Raw genomic sequence first — 21,867 nt, 5'->3', positions numbered from 1 at the left:
CAGTGTACAACTTGAGCTTATGGGAGAGGCGGACCCGCGTTTTGCGCTCCGTCTTTCATTGTCTTTACTTCAAAGCCAGTTTGTACGAAGTTATTCAGTGAAGTAATCCTAACAAACTCTTAGGAGGACAACTATGGAATCTGCCCTACTCTTACAAGAAGCGATCAAAGCTCGGGCCAATGCCTATATCCCCTACTCCCGTTTCGGTGTCGGTGCAGCATTGCTGGACCAGGACGGCCACGTGCATCATGGCTGCAATGTTGAGAATGCCGCCTTTGGGCCGACAAACTGTGCCGAACGGACTGCGCTTTTCCGCGCCATTGCGGACGGCCACAAGGCTGGAAGCTTCAAAGCGATCGCAGTCATTGCGGATACAGACGGACCAGTATCGCCTTGCGGCGTCTGCCGCCAAGTGATGGTAGAGTTATGCCCTCCAGATATGAAGGTCATTCTCGGCAACCTGAAGGGTGACATTCAGGAAACCACGGTGCGGGATTTGCTTCCGGGCGCGTTTGGACCCGCCGATCTGGAGCAGGGCCAGGCTCCCGAGTGAGCCGGGAATTACGGATCGATTCAGGGACTTACTAAGCGTATGCTACACTTCTTACAGCAGAGTTCGAGAATACAATAGATTGGTTAATCAGCCTTTTAAATGCGAATTCTAATGGGCAAAGTGCAGCAGAATAAGAATTGAGCTTCAAATGAACAGAAGTATTCATTTAGCACTTTAGTAAATTTGTTCCACAGTCAAGCGTGTTCCCGTAGGGAACTTAAGCGCTCCACCCTCTATCCCTTATTCCCATACGCCTACAGTTACTGCCACGCCCATTTCAGGGTGTCCAGAGGGCCGGGGCCCTTGGGGTCCCCCTTGGCTAAGGGGGATTTAGGGGGATCGAAACGCCTTTAGGGGGATCGAAAAAGCTTTTGCAAAAGGGTTAACTCATGAATTCAGGAAGGAAGATCATATGAAATTCAAATCAGGGTTTGTCGCCATTATCGGCAGACCGAACGTAGGCAAATCGACACTCATGAACCAGGTGATCGGACAGAAGATCGCCATCATGTCGGACAAGCCGCAGACAACCAGAAACAAAATACACGGGGTATACACCGCTAATAATTCGCAGATCGTATTCCTGGACACGCCGGGTATTCATAAAAGACAGTCTAAGCTGGGCGACTATATGAATCAGACGGCGATGAGCACACTGCATGAGGTAGAAGCTGTGCTGTTCCTGGTGGACGCTTCCGAAGGCATGGGCGGTGGTGACCGCTATATTGCCGAGCAGCTGAACGGAATCAAGACGCCGGTCATTCTCGTGATGAATAAAATTGACAAAATCGAGCCGGAAGCTCTCCTTCCGATGATCACCGAATACAACAAGCTGCATGAGTTCGCTGAAATTGTACCGATTTCAGCCAAGCTCGGCAGTAACGTGAATACACTGCTGGATCAGGTGGCGAAATATCTGCCGGAAGGCCCGCAGTATTATCCCGATGATCAGATTACCGACCATCCGGAGCAATTCGTCTGTGCGGAATTGATCCGTGAGAAAATCCTGCATCTGACCCGCGAGGAAGTGCCGCATTCCATCGCGGTTGCGATTGAGGACATGCGTGTCGAATCCAATGGCGTTGTACATGTTTCGGCTGTCATTTTTGTCGAGCGTGATTCCCAGAAGGGGATTATTATCGGCAAGCAGGGTGCTCTGTTAAAAGAAGTGGGCAGACGGGCCCGTACGGATATCGAGAACCTGCTGGGTTCGAAGATTTTTCTGGAGCTGTGGGTAAAAGTGAAAAAAGACTGGCGTAACCAGGACCGCGTTCTGCGTGATTTGGGCTTCCACAAAGACCTTTAAGATCCGCATCTGCGGCTTTTTTGAAATATACTTGGCAGGAATTGCAAGGATAGATCCTGGCCTATCGCACATCCTATTTCTGAAGAGACATCGTGTTTCCGAAGAAAGGATGAATACGAATGCGAGACTTTTCGTGGAAGTATTTTGCAATGACTGGAGATGTCGATGCTTATCTGCTGTACAAAGAAGCCGCAGATCCGCTTAGTGGCAGTATAGAGCTGCCCGCGGAGGAAGAGAAGGTCCTTGATGAAGAAGCACAATAAGGACTGGTTGCTTGCCGAGTGGTTGGGGGAAGAGGCATGCTATACAGGGTGGAAGGGATCGTCATCCGCAGCATGGACTACGGCGAGGGGAACGCGATTATTACGCTTTGCACCGAGAACGCCGGCAAAGTAGGCGTTCTTGTGCGTGGTGCCAAAAAGGTTAAGAGCCGCCATGCTGCCTTGATCCAGCTGTTCACTACCGGAGAATTTGTGTTTTTCCGCAACAATGGGGGACTCGGAACACTGAATGCCGGGGAGATTACGAAGTCTCACCATCCGCTTCGTGAGGATCTGGTTAAAGCGGCCTATGCTTCATATGCCTGTGAGCTGCTCGACCGTGTGCTCCATGATGAGGAAACCGGCAGCTTCTGGTACCGGCAGCTCTCGGCTTGTTTGAATGCGATCGAGGAAGACAAAGAGCCAGGTATCATTACTAATGTTTTTGAAATGAAAGTTCTGCAGGCAGCAGGCTATGGCCCGCAGCTGGATCATTGTATTGTTTGCAGCTTGGACAAGCCTGACGAGGAACTCCGGCTCAGCCCCCGCCTCGGCGGTGTCCTCTGCCGCAGTTGCAGGCATAATGATCCTCCGGCAATGGAGGTCTCCCCCCGTGCACTCAAGCTGCTGCGTTTATTCGCTGCTCTTGATCTGACACGGCTTGGCAGCGTAGATGTGAAGGAAGAGACACGGGCTGAACTCAAAAAGATTATGCGGGCCTTTATGGACCATCAGCTGGGGCTGAAGCTGAAGTCGCAGAATTTTCTGGATCAGCTTGATAAATACAAGATTTGACGAAATGCAAAAAATCCGTTACTATAGGTTCAGTTTCTTTTATAGTTGCGCCGTTATAGCTCCTAACATGGAGTAACGTGCAGTGATCGGGAAAGTAATGAGCAGCTTGTCGCTTAAGCGAGCCGGGGGTAGTGGAAGCCTGGCGGGACAACGTTCATGAACATGGCACCCGGGAGTACGCAAGCGGCCAAATGAAAGTGGATTTCGTCATTATGGATGAGATCAAGTAGGGTGGAACCGCGGGAGTAATTTCAAGCTCTCGTCCCTATGTCTGTATATCAGGCATGGGGGCGGGAGCTTTTTTGCCTTGTGATGAGCAAGGATAGAAAAGTGACGCCTCCATCGCACAGCAGGCAAGATGAACCATGGCAAGAGGCGCAGTTAAACTTGTGAAGCGAAGGAGTCGGTAGTATGAATTTTCAGCAGATGATTTTGACGCTGCAGCAGTTCTGGTCTGCACAGAACTGTATTCTCGTCCAGCCGTATGATACGGAAAAAGGGGCAGGAACGATGAACCCTATGACCTTCCTGCGTTCGCTCGGACCAGAGCCGTGGAAGGTAGCTTATGTGGAACCTTCACGCCGCCCGTCAGACGGACGTTACGGGGAGAACCCGAACCGCCTGTATCAGCATCACCAGTTCCAGGTGATTATCAAGCCTTCGCCCGACAATATCCAGGAGCTGTATCTGGACAGTCTGAAGGCGCTTGGGGTAGATCCACTTCTCAATGACATCCGTTTTGTAGAAGACAACTGGGAGAATCCGTCGCTGGGCTGCGCAGGCCTCGGCTGGGAAGTATGGCTGAACGGCGAGGAGGTTACACAGTTTACCTACTTCCAGCAAGTCGGAGGAATCGAGACCAAACCGGTTGCGGTTGAGATCACTTACGGAATGGAACGGCTGGCCTCTAACATCATGAAGAAAGAAAACGTGTTTGATCTGGAATGGGTGGACGGCATGACCTACGGTGATGTATTCCATCAGCCGGAGGTTGAGCACTCGACCTATACCTTTGAAGTCTCCGATGTCAAAATGCTGTTCACACTTTTTAATACCTACGAAGAGGAAGCACGCAGAGCTATGGAGCGTCATCTGGTGTTTCCGGCTTACGATTATGTGCTGAAATGCTCGCACACCTTTAATCTTCTGGATGCGCGCGGAGCCATCAGTGTAACCGAACGAACGGGATTTATTACCAGAGTCCGTAATCTTGCCCGCACCGTAGCGGCAACATATCTGGAGGAACGTGAGAAGCTTGGCTTCCCGCTGCTGAAGAAAGAAGGTGTTGATCTTGTCTAAAGATATATTGTTCGAGATCGGTCTGGAAGAGGTTCCCGCACGCTTTATCCGTGCTGCTATGGAGCAGCTTCAGGACAGAACATCTAAATGGCTGGAAGCTTCACGCATTTCCTATGGCGGAGTCAGCGCATATGCAACACCGCGGCGTCTTACGGTTTTGGTGAAGGATGTTGCCGAGAGACAAGAAGATATTAGCGAAGAGGTGAAGGGGCCTTCACGCAAAATCGCGCTTGACGCCAGCGGCGAATGGAGCAAGGCGGCACTCGGCTTTGCCCGCAGCCAGGGGGTATCCCCGGAGCAGTTAACCTTCAAAGAGTTGGCCGGAGTGGAATATATCTACGCCACCAAAAACAGTGTCGGTGTAAATACCTCCTCGCTGTTATCTGAAGGACTCAGCAGCATTGTCAACTCGATGACCTTTCCCAAAAATATGCGCTGGGGAGCGTATGATTTCAAATTCGTCCGTCCGATCCGCTGGTTGGTTGCCCTGTTCGGTCAAGAGATTATCGATCTTGAAATCACCGGTGTCAAAGCCGGAAATGTAAGCCGGGGACACCGGTTCCTGGGAACCGAAACAGTCATCGCCGAGCCGTCACAGTATGTGGAGACTATGCGCAGCCAACATGTACTGGTGGATGTGAAGGAACGTGAAGAACTGATTCTGAACCAGATCCACAAGCTGGCTGAAGAAAAGAACTGGACCATCGCGATCAAGGAGGACTTGCTGGAAGAAGTATTGTTCCTCGTAGAAACTCCGACCGTCTTGTTCGGTACGTTTGATGCTTCCTTCCTGAACATTCCGCAGGAGGTGCTGATCACCTCGATGCGTGAGCATCAGCGTTATTTCCCGGTTTTTGACGCGTCAGGTACGCTTCTGCCATTCTTTGTGACCGTTCGCAATGGTAATGCCCAGTCGCTGGACGTGATCGCCAAGGGAAATGAGAAGGTTCTGCGTGCACGCCTATCGGATGCGAAGTTCTTTTATGGAGAGGATCAGAAGCTGCAGATCAGCGATGCGCTGGCCAAGCTGGAAAACATCGTGTATCACGAAGAGCTCGGCAGTGTCGGAGACAAGGTTCGCCGGATACGGGCCATCTCTGATCGTTTGGCCTCTAAGCTTGCACTATCCGAGACAGCAACTGCTGAAGTAAGCCGGACCGCCGATATTTGCAAATTCGATCTGGTTACACAGATGGTCTATGAATTCCCTGAGCTTCAAGGCACCATGGGTGAGGATTATGCGCGCAAGGCGGGTGAACCTGAAGCGGTTGCCAGAGGGATCTTCGAACACTATCAGCCACGGTTCGCAGGAGATGCGGTCCCTGCCTCTGAAGTAGGAATGGTTGTCAGCCTTGCGGATAAAATCGATACCATTGTCGGCTGCTTTTCGATCGGTATTATCCCGACAGGTTCACAGGACCCGTATGCGCTTCGCCGCCAGGCGGCAGGTATTGTGCAGATCGTACTTGAGCATAAGCTGGCCATCTCTTTGCAGGAAATTTTTGATGCGGCGGTGGATGTGCATGAAAATTTACGCAAAGAGAAACATTTTACCCAAGACCTGCGTATAAACCTTTACGAGTTCTTCGGACTGCGAGTGAAACGTCTGTTATCCGACAATGTGCGCTATGATGTTGTGGATGCGGTGATTGCTGCAGGTTTTGATGATATCGTGGCTGTAGTAGGCAGAAGCCGTGCGCTTATGGATACTGTGAATGGTCAGGCTGATTTCAAAATCACCGTAGATTCACTGACACGGGTAAGCAATTTGGCAGCCAAAGCGGCTGAAGGAACCAGCGTAGATCCTACTTTGCTGAAGGAAGAAGCGGAGCTCACGCTTTATGAAACTTGGCAGGCTATACACAAGCCGTACCAGGAAGCGCTGAGTGACAGAAATGCAGAGGAAGCATTGCGGATTCTGTCCGGTCTGAAGGATGCAGTTACCGGGTTTTTCGATTCCGTAATGGTCATGGCCGAGGACGAACAGATTCGTGCGAACCGTCTGGCGCTGCTGGCTGGTATTGATGCGGACTCCAAAGCCTTTGCCGATTTTGGCAAGCTGGTGTGGTAATCTCTTCCTGAGAAGACCCTTATGTCTGTATCGGAACCGAAAAAATGTACAACTTTGTGCAGTTATGGTATAGATCGATGGTTTGGGGGATAAATATACGGAACGGTGCCAATGCGTAAGTTGACATCCGTTCCGTATTTATGCTTTTCAAAGCAGGATTTCTGTTCGGCAAAGCGTATATATATTACACGGGAAATTGGTGATGCTCATGGAAGGTTCCCAGGAAAGAAAGATCGTAGTTGACGGGGATGCTTGTCCGGTGAAGCAAGAAATCATTACGGTCGCCCGAAGCTTCAGGATCCCGGTAATCATGGTCTCATCCTACGATCATGTGCTTAAGGGTGAAGAGGGCGTCTCCATCGTTCAGGTGGACCGCGGGGCAGATAGCGCCGACCTGTATATCGCCAACCATATTTCTGCAGGAGACATTGTCGTTACGCAGGATTTTGGCCTTGCTGCACTTGCGCTTGGCAAACGCTGCAGGGTTTTGTCTAACCGCGGACAGGAATATGACGATTCCACAATGGATTTTATGCTGGAGGGCAGGCATGCCAGGGCCGTGGAGCGCCGGCGGGGACACTATTCCAAGGGACCTAAAGCGATCACCACGGAAGAAAAAATTTATTTTCAACATAAACTGACAAAACTTTTAACACTTTTGCAGGAGAATGTACAGCTATAGCGAATTATATTTACTTGTTAAGAGATGAAGGTGGTTGAAGTGGCTAGCGGACAAGGTAATATTCCGGAAGAGGTTATCGAGAGTGTGCTCGCACGGCATGACATTGTCGATACAGTCGGTAAGGTTGTTCATTTGTCCAAGCAGGGGAAATATTTATGGGGCCTCTGCCCGTTTCATTCGGAGAAAACTCCTTCCTTCACTGTAACCCCTGATAGGGGTGTCTTTCATTGCTTTGGCTGCGGTATGGGTGGAAATGCCATCAAATTCAGGATGGAAATCGAAGGATTATCCTTCCCCGAAGCAGTTCGAATCATGGCGGAAGAAAGCGATATATCTGTTCCCGAAGGAGCAGGGGGGATTCAGTCTCCTCCTGACCCTGAGCGTGACCGGCTGATTCAGGCCTATGAGCTGTCGGCAAAATTTTATCATTTTCTGCTGAAGAATACGGAATACGGCACTGCCGCCATGGATTATTTGAGATCCCGGGGCTTCAGCGACAAAATGATCGACCAGTTCCAAATCGGCTACGCACCGGACCGCTGGGATACACTGCTGCAGTTCCTCGAGAAAAGAAATTTTGATCTCGCTGAGATGGAAAAGGGCGGACTGCTGTCTGCCAGAGGCGAGGGGAAAGGGTACGTTGACCGCTTCCGCGGACGTGTCATTTTTCCGATTGCCAACCGCACAGGGAAGGTAATTGCTTTTGCCGGAAGAATTCTCGGAGAGGGTCAGCCGAAATATTTGAATTCCCCGGAGAGCAGATTATTTAACAAAAGCCGGATTCTGTACAATTTGCACCAATCCAAAGCATCCATCCGCAAAACGCGGCAAATCGTCCTTTTTGAAGGCTACGGGGATGTCATTTCGGCTTGGGAAGCAGGTGTGCATAACGGCGTAGCTACCATGGGCACCTCACTTACAGATGGGCATGTGGCGTTGATGAAGAGCCTGGGTGATGAAATTGTTCTGGCGTATGACGGCGACAAGGCGGGACAAGCTGCTGCGATTAAGGCGATCCCGATGCTGGAGGACAATGGCCTGCGGGTAAAGGTTGCCGTGCTTCCGAGCGGACTCGATCCCGATGAGTTCATCTCCCGTCATGGCGGAGAGCGTTTCAAGGATCAAGTCATTGATTCAGCGGTCTCATCGATTAAATTTAAGCTTATATATCTGAAAAAAAACCATATACTCCTAGAGGAAGACGGCAAAATTGCCTATGTCAAGGAGGCACTGGAGATTATTGCATCACTGCATTCCTCCACAGAGCGCGAGGTCTACCTGCGTGAAATCTCCTCTGAGCTGGAGCTGTCATATGATAGCTTGAAGCAGGACTGCAATTTACTTCGGGCTTCGATGCAAAAAAACATCCCCGAAGGGGATAATAACGACAAAAGGTGGAATAATGGTAGGCATAAAAAAGGGCAAGTGCAAACACCGACTTTGCTGCCGGCTTACCATGTTGCCGAAAGGCGCCTGCTGTCTTTGATGATACAGGACCCGGAAGCTGCCGCATATGTAGGCGAACGCCTCGGAGAAGAGTTCAACATTGATGATCATGCGGCAATAGCCGCTTATCTATATGCCTATTACGCGCAAGGCAAACCACCCGGCATCAGCCGGTTTCTATCATCACTTCAGGATGACCGTCTGGAAAAGACTGCAACAGCCATTTCCATGATGGACACTCCTCCGGACTGGAATACGCAGGTCCTGGATGATTGTATCCGTGAAGTGCGGAAATACCCCGTGCAACGCGGGATGGAACAGAAGCGTGAAGAGATGATTCAGGCTGAGAAATCAGGCGACTTTTTGCGTGCGGCACAAATTGCAAGTGAGATTATAGCCCTAGAGAGACAATGAGCAGTTGACAGGATGTACCTAGGGAGGAGGGAGTCGAATTATGGCGAACGATCAGCACACTGAACTGGAAGCGGAATTTACTCTGGATCAGGTGAAGGACCAGCTTATTGAGCAAGGCAAGAAAAGATCATCATTGAACTACAAAGATATTATGGAGAAATTGTCGCCGTTTGATCAGGACCCCGAGCAAATGGAGGAGTTCTACGAGCAACTGAGTGATTTGGGTATCGAGGTTGTGAATGAGAATGACGAAGAGGTGAACAGCCTCCGTCCAAGTGAGGATAATGAGGACAAAGACAGCGATGACTTCAGCTTCGACGACGATTTGTCACTCCCGCCCGGAATTAAGATTAATGACCCGGTCCGGATGTATCTGAAGGAAATTGGACGGGTGCCGCTGTTGTCGGCTGACGACGAGGTAGAACTGGCGATGAGAATCAAAAACGGGGATGAGGAAGCGAAACGCCGTCTGGCTGAAGCGAACCTGCGTCTCGTAGTTAGTATCGCCAAACGGTATGTCGGACGCGGAATGCTGTTCCTGGACCTGATTCAGGAAGGCAATATGGGTCTGATCAAAGCCGTTGAGAAGTTTGACCATAACAAAGGATTCAAATTCAGTACGTACGCGACCTGGTGGATTCGTCAGGCTATCACACGGGCGATTGCAGACCAGGCCCGTACGATCCGTATTCCGGTACACATGGTAGAAACCATTAACAAGCTGATCCGGGTATCCCGTCAGCTGCTGCAGGAGCTTGGACGTGAGCCGTCGCCGGAAGAAATTGCCGCCGAGATGGAACTGACAGTTGAAAAGGTCAGAGAAATTATGAAGATTGCCCAGGAGCCGGTATCGCTGGAAACACCGATTGGTGAAGAGGATGATTCGCATTTGGGTGATTTCATCGAGGATCAGGAGGCCCTTGCGCCTGCGGATGCGGCTGCTTATGAACTGCTGAAGGAACAGCTGGAGGATGTGCTGGACACGCTAACCGAGCGTGAAGAGAATGTGCTTCGTCTGCGTTTTGGCCTGGATGACGGACGGACGAGAACGCTCGAGGAAGTTGGCAAAGTGTTCGGCGTTACCCGTGAGCGGATTCGCCAGATTGAGGCGAAGGCCTTGCGTAAGCTTCGCCATCCGAGCCGCAGCAAACGTCTTAAGGATTTCCTCGAATAGTTGTTATGAACCGACCTTCTGCTGCACGGTGGCAGGAGGTCTTTTATCTTGAATAGAAGCAAGTGCCAGAGTCAAGGTCCGAAAGAGGGTTGAGCCGTTGAACTTGGAAAAACGTGAAATTATTTTAAGAGAAATTCAGTACTGGAGAAGAAGTAAAGTGTTGCCGGAGCAGTATTGTGATTTCCTGACCAACCTCTATGATGATGAGGCAGAGGTGAAGGACAGCAATCCGATTTCATTCCGCAATCTTCAGCAGGGAAGCATCAAAATTTGGCTGTTTGGTTTTGGAATTATTTCCTTGATTTTCTTGATTAGTCTTTATTTTAGCGTTTTTCCCTGGCCTTTGCAACTTGCAACAGCACTCTGTGTCCTAATTGTTTGTTATGGCTACTCCGCCATTTACCGGGACCGGAACAACATGATCAGTCTCATGCTCGCAGGGATAGGCAGCATATTAACGCTGGGATTCGGATTATGGCTGATTGCACTACATAACCTGGACCCGGACTTCTGGAGGCCTTTGCTGATTGCAGGCTGCGGACTGCTGTGGGTCGTTCTTGGTTTTCTCCTCCGCATTAGCCTTTTGCATTTTTGCGGTTTTGCTTTCTGGACCCTGCTCTATGCCGGATTCTTCGGTCAGGTGCGTCCGGATGCCTCTATTCTTGAACTGGAGCTGCTGTATCTGCCGCTGTGTGTGCTTATGGTATGGCTGAGCTGGCTGCTGCATCACCGGGTGAATGGTGTTTCAGGAGTCTACCTGGGCGTTGGTGTTTTGCTGTGGATTATGCCTGAGATCGACGCATTGCTGCTGAGACCTGATTTTCCACAGTGGGTTTCGCTAATACTGATATTGAAGATCGCGGCAGGTCTTGCTCTGCTGTTTATATTTCGTAAAAAATGGATACCGTGGGTGACTTCATGAATAACAATAAATTATCAAAACGGCTTCAGGTTGTACTGGAGCAAATTCCGCAGGGCAGCGTGGTCGCCGATATCGGATCGGATCATGCGCTTTTGCCTGTAGCGGCTGTTGGGAGCGGACGGGTACGGTCTGCTATTGCAGGAGAGGTGAACCCGGGGCCGTTTGAAGCTGCCCGAAGAGGGGTTGCAGAGGCCGGACTCGGGAAGGCGATTGCCGTACGACATGGGGATGGGCTTGAGGTACTGGAGCCTGGAGAAGTGGATTGCATTACCATAGCAGGTATGGGGGGAGCCCTCATTGCTTCGATCCTGGATCGTGGGTTGAACCTTGGCAGGCTGGAAGGTGTCAAAACCCTCGCGCTGCAGCCGAATGTGGGAGAGGATATTCTCCGCCGCTGGCTTTTGAACCACGGGTGGGTACTTACCGCCGAGCATATTCTGGAGGAAGACGGCAAGATCTATGAAATTCTGACGGCAGTGAGGGAAGCGGCGGCTGCCGGAATTACGAATGAACAGCTGTACCAGGAGCTTAGGTTGTCTTCCGGTGTGGTATGTGACCGTGAGCTGCTGCTGGAGATGGGACCTTGGCTGCTTCAGGCGCCCAATGAAGCCTTCTTCGCCAAGTGGCAAGGGGAGATTGATAAGCTCGAAGGTATTCTAACTTCTCTGTCACGCTCAGAGCTTGAATCTGCAGAGGAGAAACGCGGCAAGATCAAAGCACAGATCAGACGAATTACGGAGGTGCTGGAATGTTTGCCAAAGGCCAAACGGTAATCGGTTATATGGAGCAGCTTGCTCCCAAACATCTGGCGGAGGAATGGGATAACGTAGGCCTCCAGCTGGGATCTCTGCAAAAGGAAATTACCGGCGTCCTTGTGGCGCTTGATGTGAATGAAACCGTTGTGGACGAGGCTATCGTCCGGGGTTGCAATCTGATCATCGCCCACCATGCGATTATTTTCCGCCCGATCAAGGGAATTCAGACCGATACTCCAATGGGTAGGCTCTATGAGAAGCTGATCAAAAATGATATTGCCGTCTATATTAGCCATACGAATCTGGATGTGGCAGAAGGCGGCATGAATGATTGGATGGCTGAAGCTCTCGGCATTCAGGAAGGTTCTCCGATCAAGGATATCCATACTGAACAGTTGTCCAAGCTGGTGGTCTTCGTGCCAAAGGATCATCACCAGAAGGTGCTGGATGCCATCCTGAATGCCGGTGCCGGCTGGATTGGCAATTACAGCCACTGCAGCTTCAATATTGAAGGGTACGGCACGTTCATCCCGAGAGAAGGCTCTGATCCGTTCCTTGGGGAGCAGGGCAAGCTGGAGCATGCGGAGGAAATCCGCATTGAAACGATTGTGCCCCTGCCCATCCGGAACAAAGTTGTGCAGGCCATGCTGAAGGCCCATCCTTACGAAGAGGTGGCTTATGACCTCTATTCCATGGACCTCAAGGGCCGCAGCTTCGGACTGGGCCGGGTCGGGAAGCTTAAGGAGCCGATAACGTTAGGCCAATTCATTGAAACGGTCAAAAGCGGACTACAGGTGGACCATGTGCGCGTCGTCGGCGACTTGAACCGCCCCATCCGTAAAGCTGCCGTAATGGGGGGCTCCGGGGCAAAGTATTACAGCAGTGCCATCTTCAAAGGAGCAGATGTGCTGGTGACTGGAGACATTGACTATCATACAGCCCAGGACGCTGCTCTGGCCGGTATCGCCCTAATTGATCCGGGACATAATGCAGAGAAGATTATGAAAGTGAAGGTAGCCGAATGGATGACGGGCAAGCTGACTGAGCATAAATATGATACAGCTGTGCATGTCTCTCAAGTGAACACGGAGCCTTTTGCATTCCTGTAAAACCACATTTTTACACTTGTGCGCCAAGGTGCAAGTCTGTATAATATACAATGTTGTTCAGGAAAGTTTGACAGACAATCGCCGGTGCGCGTGAAGACGCCGCGGGAGGAAAGTCCGGGCTCCACAAGGCAGGGTGCTGGATAACGTCCAGTCGGCGCGAGCCGAAGGATAGTGCCACAGAAATGGACCGCCGATGGCCGCTTTCGAGCGGCACAGGCAAGGATGGAACCGAGGTGTAAGAGACCCCGAGGAACGCTGGTGACTTCGTTCCTGGTAAACCCCATCTGGAGCAAGACCTAATGAGACGCAGCTTCTCCTTACGGAAGAAGCAGCCTTCGCCTGAGGCGCGTCTAGGTTGGTCGCTGGAGCTGTGCAGTAATGTACGGCCTAGATAGATGATTGTCGCTTATGGTGGGAGGGTAGTTCCCGTTTGAACCACGACGAGCACAGAACCCGGCTTACGGCAAACTTTCCTAACTGACAACTTACAAGTATTGTTGAATTCAACTGGTTTAATCATAAGACAGCGGCCCTCCTCGGAGGGCCGCTTATTTGTATAAATATAGGACTTTATATGCTGAACTGTTGTTTAATCTGCTTGAGCAATCGGCTGCGAGGCTTCTGCACTTTGCCCGTATATGTTCAGGGCTTCATCCAGCCGCTGCACGGCAATTTGCATAAGCTCAGGCGGCGTATGAGTGAAATTGAGCCGCATTGTATTCCTGTGCGGCTGCTCGGAATAGAACACCTCGCCGGGTACAAAAGCTACGCCTTGCCGGACGGCATAAGGAAGCAGCTTAGCAGCGTTAATGTGTTCGGCCAATGTCAGCCACAGGAACATACCGCCCCGCGGCTTAAGAAAATGAGTGCCTTCCCAGCCACGGGATGCCAGCTCACCGGAGAGCAGTTTCATCCGTGAATGGTACTCGCGCGAAATCAGGCGGATATGCTCCTCAAGGTCAAAGTTATGCAGCAGTTCGGACAGCGCCCGCTGGTCAATAGCGCTTGAATGCAAATCTGCAGCCTGTTTGGCTTTGGTGATCACTTGGATCAATTCAGGAGGCCCGATGATCCAGCCGGTGCGCAGCCCCGGGGCGACGATTTTGGAGAAGGTTCCTGTGTAGACTACACAGGATTCGCCCTCACCGCTTCGATCAATCGCTGCAAGAGTAGGAGGGTATGCGCCTTGAGCATCATCGAAGGTAATTTCCCCATACGGATTGTCTTCAAGAATAAGAACATTGTAGCGCCGGCATAATTCTACTGTCTGTTCGCGGCGTTCCCTGCTCCAGGTGGCACCCGAGGGATTGTTGAAGGTAGGAACGGCATACAACAGCTTGGGCCGCTGGATGCGAAGCTGCTCCTCCAGATGATCCGGGAGCATACCGTGTTCGTCACTCTTGACAGTGTGGATGTCCGCACGGTAAGAGCCAAGCACCTGAAGCGCAGCCAGATAAGTAGGCGCTTCTACAAGCACACTGTCGCCAGGGTCGAGCATAATTTTGCATAGCAGATCCAAAGCCTGCTGCGAGCCTGTAGTCAGAATCATGTCGGAAGCAGACACAGCAATCCCCTGTCCGGTGAGTCTTGCAGCGATTTGTTCACGAAGCGGCAGATAGCCTTCGGTCAAGCCATACTGAAGGGCTGAAGTATCCGCAGCTAGCGCCCTGTTGTAAGCATCCCGGACCGCCTGCATTGGAAATAATTCTTCTCCGGGCAATCCCCCGGCCAGCGATATTATATTTTTACCTTGGGTTACCTTTAGTATTTCACGGACTGCCGAGGAACCCAAGTGTTGTGCCGCAGTTGAAAAATTAATCTTCATAAAAAAATACGCCCCCGCTGCTTTGATTTTGTTGTATCATAACGGCATAGCGGTATAACAGTAAAGCGCTGAATATAACAGTTGGGAGGACGGAAGAATGCATATCGATTTGCTCCGCAGCGGCAGCAAAGCCTTGCCGCAGCAAATCAGTGATACGCTGGCTCAGCGGATCACTTCCGGGCTCCTGCAGCCGGGAACCCGGCTCCCCTCCGTCAGGGGACTGGCAGTTACACTGAAAGTAAGCCAGGTTACGGTGAGCAAAGCCTACGCTGATTTGGAGAAGAGGGGACATATTGTATGCAGCCAGGGCAAAGGCTGCTTTGTAGCGGAGCATGAGCCAAGCGGAGCAGGGAACGGGACACGCTGGCAGGACAGATACGATGATTATTTGCCGCGTGCACAGCTGTGGCGCAATTTTGACTACACCGAGGTGGAATTCCCATTCCATCTGGCAGCGATTCATAGTGAACTGCTTCCTCTCGAGCCGATTGGTTCGACCATGGCAGCATTGGTAACGGGCCAGCCTGAATTGATGGCTTCCTACGGCAATTTTCAGGGTGATCCAGAGCTGCGTGAGATCATGCGCAGGCATTTGCAGCCGCGCGGCATACACATCAGTTCCGCTGATCTAATGATTACCAGCGGAACACAACAGGGGATCGATCTTGTAGCACGGACCTTTGTGGGTCCGGGGGATACTGTATATCTGGAAGCGCCTAGTTATACCGGGGCTATAGATGTTTTTGCCGGAAGAGGAGCGGAGATGATCTTTGTGCCTATGGATCATGAGGGGATGCGGGTGGATGTGCTGACCCGGCTGTGTGATGCCAGGCCGCCCAAACTGATCTATACCAACCCTACCTATCAGAATCCTAGCGGTGTCACTATGAGCATAACAAGAAGACAGCGGCTGCTGGAGCTTGCCCGCAGCTACCGCTGTCTGATTGTGGAGGACGATCCGTTCAGCGACCTGTATTTCCGCACACCGCCTCCCCCTTCAATCAAGTCAATGGATGAGGACGGGCATGTAGTATATATGAAAAGCTTCAGCAAAGTCATTGCCCCGGGCTGCCGGATCGCCTGTGTGGCTGCTGAGGGGAACATTCTGTCCAGGCTGATCGCTGCCAAGTCGGCCAGTGATCTGGGAAGTCCTCTGCTTACGCAGGGGGCTATACTCCCGTTCATTGCCCATAAATATGAGGATTATGCCCGCAAACTCCGGATTGCCCTCCGGAGACGAATGGAGAAGGCTGCCAAGCTGCTGAAGCAATATGCCCCACCGGGCGTGACATGGGTTCTTCCCGAAGGAGGATTGAATCTTTGGCTGCAGCTTCCTTCCGCATCCGGTATTAAGAAGCTCCATGAGCTGGCGGAGCAGGAGGGCATTTCTTTTCTGCCCGGCGATGTGTGTTATGCCGGTGATCAGCCTTCAAGACATATCCGCTTGTGCTATTCGCAAATGAAGGAAGCGGATATGGAGCGTGGCCTGAAGCTGTTCCTTATTTTGCTGGACAAGCATCTCCGCTCTTCGGATTAATGATTTTCGAGACTCTGCCGGAGACTGTTGAGCTGGCGGCCGACACGTTGCGGGAACAGCTGAAGCGGAACCTCGCCTCCCGCTGCTGCCTGCAGAGTCCTGTAGATATCCACTTGGCCTGAGCCGTAATATTTGTCATGGCCGGGATCACCCAGATCTATGGCGTTTGATGTCATCATTGCCATTACTTCCTTATTGGTCAGAGCCGGGTTCAGCGAACGCACCAGTCCGGCGAGTGCCGCAACATGCGGGCTGGCCATCGAGGTTCCGGACAGTGCCGCATACTGGTTGTCGGGATAAGTGCTCGCAATGCTCTCCCCGGGAGCGGCGACATCAATATATTCCCCGTAATTGGAGAAGGAAGCTCTTTCACCCGTGGCATTTGTTGCAGCAACTGCAAGGACCTCGGGATAGGCGGCAGGAAAACCAGGACGTTCTGTATTGTCATTTCCTGCAGCGGATACAATTACCACATCGCGGTCGTAGGCATATTTAATCGCATCATGCAGAAATTGCGAATCGGCATAGTTGCCCAGACTGAGGTTAATCACTTTGGCACCCTTGTCTGCAGCCCAGATAATCCCTTCGGCTACGGAATAGGTAGTGCCTGCACCTGAGTTGTCTAGTGCTTTTACCGGGAGAATCTTATTATACCAGCTAATGCCGGCCACACCTTCTCCGTTATTGGTTAATGCCCCTATAATTCCCGCAACATGTGTGCCGTGACCCACATCATCGTCAGGGGGGGACGTTTTCGTTATGGCATTATATCCGGCAAGCAGTTGGCCTTTGAGGTCCGGATGATTTGCCTGCACCCCGGTATCTACCACCGCGACAATGACATCTTTGCTGCCTTTGGATAGATTCCAGCCCTGTTCAGTTTCGATAGCCGGCAGATTCCACTGGTAAGCGGAAAAAAGTAAATCATTCGGTGTAATTACTGTGGCTTTATTTTCGCTGACGGCATCATTGGTTAAATACATATAGTGAGGTTCCGTATACTGCGGATGCCATTTGTCGTTGAAATAGGTTTTTAACTGGGTATAGTTCATCTTCCCCGAGCGGAAAATGTAGGCGTAACCGAGTTTGCGCGGCTCCTTACTGCGGATATCAGCGGCAATGGTCTGCAGCTGTCCTGCGGTAGGGTGACCATTTTTGAAGCGGACGACAATCTCATTTTCGTAATAATGGCTGGCATTCTCGTTGTCATGGCCAGTTTTGACGGTGAGATCCTTCAGAGTATCGGCGTGGACTGATTCGACGCGGTACTTGCCTTCCTTCGGATAGGGGATTAGCCGCAGATTCTTGAGCTGGTGCTCAGCCACCTTATCCAGGATCCTTTGATGAATCAGGGCGATGACCCCATAACGGCCTTGCTGATCGCGCTGGGCGGTGAAATAATATTTTTTATTGCCGATAATAAAAGAAGGGGATTCATAAGCCTGATGCCCCTTGATTGCGGCTTTTGCAGTATTCAGATATTTCAGTAGCTGTTTGTTTTCCTGGTCGCTTCCCTCTGGAAAGGATGATTTAAAGGTACTGGTCTGCTTCGTTCGGAAATCAATCCACATCAGCATGGTGATATGGCCGTGTCCCTGCTGTAGACGTTTGGCATATGCTGAAATATCCTCGGGCGTTTTGCCATTCGTCTCGAGGAGCATCGTTCTCAGATGCTTGCTGACATCTACCCGGTTCAAGCGGTCAGTGGCGATGACATCCTGAGAAAGTGTGGCCTTCTTAATCGTTTTTTCCTGTGAAGGATTAGGCACAGAGGCTTGCCCCGGCTTAGGCTCTCCATCGGAACGAAATGTGAACGTTAGAACTGCTATGGTAAAAGCGGCGGTGACCAGACCGGCAAGCATTACATTTTTGCGTGACATATTTTCCGCTCCTTCATGGAATCGTAATAGCTGTAGGTTTAGGAGTGAACACAGGTTTTATGCATTGCAGAAAAGGATACCGTCGTCCAAGGATTTATGTTAATATCAGAAAGTAAGTGCTTACTAAGTAAAACACTTGGAAAAACCTCGCTTAATTTAATTCAACTTTCATGAGCCAGGAATAATAAGGGGGAGCAATCGCCATGTCAGCAGCCAATGTGCAGAAACTGTGTGAAACGACGAGAGAAAAGCTTAAATCCGTAATCGGAAAAATGGAATTATTCCTGAATCAGCATGCGCTGCCGCAACTGGCTACAGAGGAAGATGAGGAAACGCTGCTCTTTTATCAAGGCTTTTTGTCCGATCTCCGCCATTTGTTGGTGTTCTCGGAAATGTCATATGAGAAGCTTGGGGTTGCTTTGCGGCGTGCCACATTCGATGAAGCCTTTGCGCAAAAAGCGCTATATAACGTATATCATTTTGGGGTAAACAACTTCTTTTATCCCAAGAATGAAAGCTATTCCGAAGATGGGCGTTATGCCTATACCGGCCAAGATGCCATCCGTTTCCGGAAAAAGCCGGTTCGTCCGGCCCGCGACATTATTATGGATATCACCAAGGTTTACGAAGAACTGCGGGATGACCTAAGCTACTATGAAAATGATTATTTGACCGAGAAACGCATGCAGAATCAGGTATAGCCTGAGCTGAATAGTCCCGGTACAACTGGACCGCATTTGCCATGGATATGGCAGATGTGGTCTTTTTTGCGTGCCCCGGCATCGGCGATAACTTGGCGGTGAAAGTCCGCTACAGGCTTGGCAGTAGGAGTGGCAGGCTTACCAATGGGGAAACTGAAACGGCTTCCGTCCTTATAAGGATTTCTATGCCGTTTCCACTTGATTGTTGGCGGAAGCTGGGGGGCGTGTGTTCAATTGGAAACCCTTTTTGCAGGATAGGTGTGGCCTTCCGCGGACATAATGAAGCCGAGGTGATAACGATGACAACCGCCAAACCACTTGTGAAATGCAGTGTGAGCAACTGTAATTATTGGGGAGAGCAGAACCTGTGCCGCGCAGATCAAATTTTGATCGAAATCGACAAACATTCGGGCAGTGCTTATCTGGAAGAGTATGCCGAAGAAATGACTGACAAGGGCCATCACGATCATGCGTCTACTTCTTCTGCCACCTGTTGTCTGACGTTCAAGCCGAAGGATTAGGAGGGCACCGCCATGGACAAGCGTAGTGATGATTCCAGTCTGGACCGTGATTCACGCCCAAAAATAATTCTGCGTCCGCGGAGAATAGATTATCCCCGGCGGGACAGGGCCCTAAATGAGGAATATGCAGCCGAGATCAACCCGTTGCCGGCTCATGTGCACAGAGGGCATATTAACGGGGCAGATGCAGAAGAAGCCAAAAAGGAAGACGGAACAAACACGGGGAGCCGTACGATTGGGTATGTCGGCTTGGGGTTTGGGATCGTTTCCTTATTTATCTGGTCTATTATTTTGGGACCCATTGCAGCAGTCCTTGGCTATTATGCCTATGCCAGGGGGCAAAAAACTGCAGGGGCGTGGGCCATGGGGCTGGGAATTGTATCCACACTCAGCTATTTTATTATGATTCCTTTTGCCCGTTAGCCGTATAATCCAATGTAAGAAGGGAATCGAAACAGGCTTTAAGACCTATCTATGCGGGTCTGAAGTCTGTTTTTTCGTGTCGGCATATAGCAATTACAGCGGAGAAATTGTAAAATAAAGGCGTATTTTAGAATTGAAATGAGAACCTTAACATATAAAACAACCTTGAAAGAAGGAATGCTCAGAATGGTGATTAATGCCGCAGCAACAGGAAGCGGAACCGGCCAGCTGAAATGGATCGATTTACGAAGCTCTTCCCAGGTTAAAAATGTGATGGTCAAAAATAAATCGGCAGCTTCGGGCAGCTCATCCGCAGAATTTGCGGCCCTCCTGCAGGAGAGTGCACTCAAGAATACCAGCGGGGACATCGGCAATGCGCTGGCCTCAATGGACAGTTCATCCTTAAACGGGCTGTTGTGGCAGCAAATTGGCGGGGGAGGAGAAGCCTATAACTCCATTTCCGGGGAAATAACGGAGACGAAACCTACAGATTATGAAGACCTGATTCAAACGGCGAGTGCGAAATACGGCGTTCCTGTTGATCTGATCAAAGCGGTTATTGATACAGAATCCTCTTTTAATCCTCATGTTGTATCTTCAGCCGGAGCCAAAGGGCTGATGCAGCTAATGGATGGAACGGCAAACGGACTGGGTGTATCAGATCCTTTTGACCCGGCTCAGAGCATCGACGGTGGGGTACGCTATTTATCCTATCAATTGAAACGGTATAACGGGCAGGAGAACATGGCGCTTGCCGCTTATAATGCCGGTCCGGGTCGTGTGAACAAGCTGGGTGTTAACAATGACCTGGAGCTGTTGGCCAATCTGTCGCAGCTTCCAAAGGAAACCCAGGCTTATATCACCAAAATAGAACGCGCCCGCGCGAAATACGCGGTATAATAAAAAGGATCAAACGGGTTACCCTTAGACCACAGTGGTGGCAAAGGACCGTTTGATCCTTTTTCGCCCTAGATGGGTTGCAGGAGATTCCTGCACGCTGCTAAGAAAGACACAAAGGAGACCTTCAATATATGCTTTATTGGGATTACGCAGCTGCTGCACCTCCTTACGATGAGGTGGTGCAGACCGTAGAACAAATCATGAGGCTGCATTATGCCAACCCCTCTTCCCTGCACCGCGCAGGGGTGGAAGCAGAGCGGCTTATCACTCGTGCGCGGGAAGTGTGCGCAGCTTCACTTGGCGTACAGCCGAATGAAATACTATTTACCTCGGGAGCAACCGAGAGCAATAACCTGGCTATAAAAGGTGCTGCCCTGCAGTATCAGGGCAGGGGGCGTCATATCGTAACAACACAGTTGGAACACCCTTCCGTGTTTGAGAGCTGCCTGCAGCTGCAAGGTCTAGGATGGGAGGTTACTTTTGTCGCGCCAAAAAGCTCGGGAATGGTGGATCCGGCAGCTGTTTCCGCTGCTGTCCGCCCGGATACGGTGCTTGTTAGTGTCATGCATGTCAACAATGAGATTGGAACAGTGCAGCCGCTGCGGGAGATTGGCGAGGGAATCAAAGCTGTGAATCGGCGGACCTTGTTCCATGTTGACGGGGTGCAGGGATACGGTAAGCTTGAAACTCAGCTGAAGGAGTGGCAGGCTGATCTGTACAGCTTGTCCCCGCATAAAATTCGCGGACCACGCGGTACAGGTATCCTGGTTGCCAGAGAAGGGGTAACACTGTTTCCGCTCTTGACGGGAGGCTCTCATGAGAATGGAAACCGTGCCGGAACCGAGAATGTAGCGGGGATTGTGGCTTCAGCCAAGGCTGTGCGAATGAGCGGTGAGAATCGGGAGGAGCTCAGCAGACGGCTGATTCCGCTTCGTAACCGGCTACTGCATTTTATCTCACGTATACCCGAGCTAATTCTGAACAGCAGAGAGGACGGTGCCCCTCATATTGTCCATTTCTCCTACCCGGGCATGAAGGGAGAGGTTCTCGCCCGAAAGCTAGAGGAGCTGGGGATGACCGTCTCGACCCGTTCAGCCTGCTCTTCGCGTCTTGCCGAACCGAGCCGGATCTTGCTGTCGATGGGCCGAGATGTCCCGGTGGCACTTGGCGGTATCCGGATCAGCCTTGGGGATAGCCATACGGAAGCTGATGTTGACAAGCTTGAACAAGCGCTGCTGGCTGCGGTACAGTCATTGAAGAAAGCTGAAGGAGGCATGAAGTAATACATGAAAGA

General features: G+C 51.0%; 20 protein-coding genes and 1 other RNA gene. 19 read left to right on the top strand and 2 right to left on the bottom strand.

Annotated features, from left to right (window positions below; genetic code table 11):
• Positions 1-133: 133 nt before the first annotated feature.
• From cdd to rnpB, 13 genes are all read left to right on the top strand, one after another.
• Positions 134-553 (top strand): cytidine deaminase, encoded by a 420-nt coding sequence (gene cdd, locus A3848_RS14905; RefSeq protein ID WP_074085696.1) that lies wholly within the window; start codon positions 134-136, stop codon positions 551-553.
• 412 nt (positions 554-965) lie between these two features.
• The gene (gene era / locus A3848_RS14900) at positions 966-1,859 is read left to right on the top strand and encodes a GTPase Era (protein WP_074085695.1); all 894 of its coding nucleotides are present in this window, start codon (positions 966-968) and stop codon (positions 1,857-1,859) included.
• A 119-nt stretch (positions 1,860-1,978) separates the two neighbouring features.
• On the top strand, positions 1,979-2,122 hold the full coding sequence (locus A3848_RS14895; protein ID WP_074085694.1) for a YqzL family protein: 144 nt from the start codon (positions 1,979-1,981) through the stop codon (positions 2,120-2,122).
• Between the two features lie 36 nt (positions 2,123-2,158).
• Positions 2,159-2,914: a DNA repair protein RecO gene (gene recO / locus A3848_RS14890; RefSeq protein ID WP_074085693.1), complete on the top strand. Its 756-nt coding sequence runs from the start codon at positions 2,159-2,161 to the stop codon at positions 2,912-2,914.
• 411 nt (positions 2,915-3,325) lie between these two features.
• Complete coding sequence (gene glyQ / locus A3848_RS14885) at positions 3,326-4,213, top strand: glycine--tRNA ligase subunit alpha (protein WP_074085692.1); 888 nt, start codon at positions 3,326-3,328, stop codon at positions 4,211-4,213.
• The gene (gene glyS / locus A3848_RS14880; protein WP_074085691.1) at positions 4,206-6,284 is read left to right on the top strand and encodes a glycine--tRNA ligase subunit beta; all 2,079 of its coding nucleotides are present in this window, start codon (positions 4,206-4,208) and stop codon (positions 6,282-6,284) included. Before glyQ ends, glyS begins: the two co-directional genes overlap by 8 nt.
• 208 nt (positions 6,285-6,492) lie before the next feature.
• The gene (locus A3848_RS14875) at positions 6,493-6,966 is read left to right on the top strand and encodes a YaiI/YqxD family protein (protein ID WP_074085758.1); all 474 of its coding nucleotides are present in this window, start codon (positions 6,493-6,495) and stop codon (positions 6,964-6,966) included.
• A gap of 24 nt (positions 6,967-6,990) precedes the next feature.
• Positions 6,991-8,826: a DNA primase gene (dnaG, locus tag A3848_RS14870; protein ID WP_256701879.1), complete on the top strand. Its 1,836-nt coding sequence runs from the start codon at positions 6,991-6,993 to the stop codon at positions 8,824-8,826.
• A 40-nt stretch (positions 8,827-8,866) separates the two neighbouring features.
• Positions 8,867-10,000 (top strand): RNA polymerase sigma factor RpoD, encoded by a 1,134-nt coding sequence (rpoD, locus tag A3848_RS14865; protein WP_036683799.1) that lies wholly within the window; start codon positions 8,867-8,869, stop codon positions 9,998-10,000.
• 97 nt (positions 10,001-10,097) lie between these two features.
• Positions 10,098-10,922, top strand: a complete 825-nt coding sequence (locus tag A3848_RS14860; RefSeq protein ID WP_074085690.1) for a hypothetical protein — start codon at positions 10,098-10,100, stop codon at positions 10,920-10,922.
• A complete protein-coding gene (locus tag A3848_RS14855) occupies positions 10,898-11,695 on the top strand; it encodes a tRNA (adenine(22)-N(1))-methyltransferase (protein ID WP_256702377.1) in 798 nt (265 codons plus the stop codon). The genes A3848_RS14860 and A3848_RS14855 overlap by 25 nt, the downstream gene beginning before the upstream one ends.
• Positions 11,671-12,786, top strand: coding sequence for a Nif3-like dinuclear metal center hexameric protein (locus tag A3848_RS14850; protein ID WP_074085688.1), 1,116 nt, complete (start codon positions 11,671-11,673; stop codon positions 12,784-12,786). The genes A3848_RS14855 and A3848_RS14850 overlap by 25 nt, the downstream gene beginning before the upstream one ends.
• A gap of 62 nt (positions 12,787-12,848) precedes the next feature.
• Positions 12,849-13,262, top strand: an RNA gene (gene rnpB / locus A3848_RS14845) — RNase P RNA component class A.
• A gap of 113 nt (positions 13,263-13,375) precedes the next feature.
• Here the strand turns inward: rnpB and A3848_RS14840 are convergent.
• Positions 13,376-14,611, bottom strand: a complete 1,236-nt coding sequence (locus tag A3848_RS14840) for an aminotransferase-like domain-containing protein (protein ID WP_074085687.1) — start codon at positions 14,609-14,611, stop codon at positions 13,376-13,378.
• A 97-nt stretch (positions 14,612-14,708) separates the two neighbouring features.
• Here A3848_RS14840 and pdxR point away from each other — a divergent pair, with 97 nt between their 5' ends.
• On the top strand, positions 14,709-16,148 hold the full coding sequence (gene pdxR, locus A3848_RS14835; protein WP_074085686.1) for a MocR-like pyridoxine biosynthesis transcription factor PdxR: 1,440 nt from the start codon (positions 14,709-14,711) through the stop codon (positions 16,146-16,148).
• On the opposite strand, the gene A3848_RS14830 is transcribed toward pdxR, so the two are convergent.
• Positions 16,145-18,028 (bottom strand): S8 family peptidase, encoded by a 1,884-nt coding sequence (locus A3848_RS14830; protein WP_074085685.1) that lies wholly within the window; start codon positions 18,026-18,028, stop codon positions 16,145-16,147. The two genes, pdxR and A3848_RS14830, sit on opposite strands and share 4 nt — an antisense overlap.
• A gap of 203 nt (positions 18,029-18,231) precedes the next feature.
• Between A3848_RS14830 and A3848_RS14825 the strand changes: the two genes are divergently transcribed.
• The 5 genes from A3848_RS14825 (at position 18,232) to A3848_RS14805 (ending at position 21,856) form a co-directional block, all read left to right on the top strand.
• A complete protein-coding gene (locus A3848_RS14825; RefSeq protein ID WP_074085684.1) occupies positions 18,232-18,729 on the top strand; it encodes a YpuI family protein in 498 nt (165 codons plus the stop codon).
• Positions 18,730-18,770: 41 nt separating this feature from the next.
• On the top strand, positions 18,771-19,250 hold the full coding sequence (locus tag A3848_RS33305) for a DUF1540 domain-containing protein (RefSeq protein WP_305953430.1): 480 nt from the start codon (positions 18,771-18,773) through the stop codon (positions 19,248-19,250).
• Between the two features lie 12 nt (positions 19,251-19,262).
• Entirely contained in the window at positions 19,263-19,673 is a 411-nt protein-coding gene (locus tag A3848_RS14815; RefSeq protein WP_074085683.1) for a hypothetical protein, read from the top strand.
• Positions 19,674-19,811: 138 nt separating this feature from the next.
• On the top strand, positions 19,812-20,573 hold the full coding sequence (locus A3848_RS14810) for a lytic transglycosylase domain-containing protein (protein WP_371916091.1): 762 nt from the start codon (positions 19,812-19,814) through the stop codon (positions 20,571-20,573).
• Positions 20,574-20,704: 131 nt separating this feature from the next.
• Positions 20,705-21,856: a cysteine desulfurase family protein gene (locus A3848_RS14805; protein WP_074085681.1), complete on the top strand. Its 1,152-nt coding sequence runs from the start codon at positions 20,705-20,707 to the stop codon at positions 21,854-21,856.
• Positions 21,857-21,867: the final 11 nt, after the last annotated feature.

The sequence above is a fragment of the Paenibacillus sp. P32E genome (assembly GCF_001909085.1).
GTDB classification, from domain to species: domain Bacteria; phylum Bacillota; class Bacilli; order Paenibacillales; family Paenibacillaceae; genus Paenibacillus_AQ; species Paenibacillus_AQ helianthi.
This window is presented reverse-complemented; position numbering and strand designations above follow the sequence as displayed.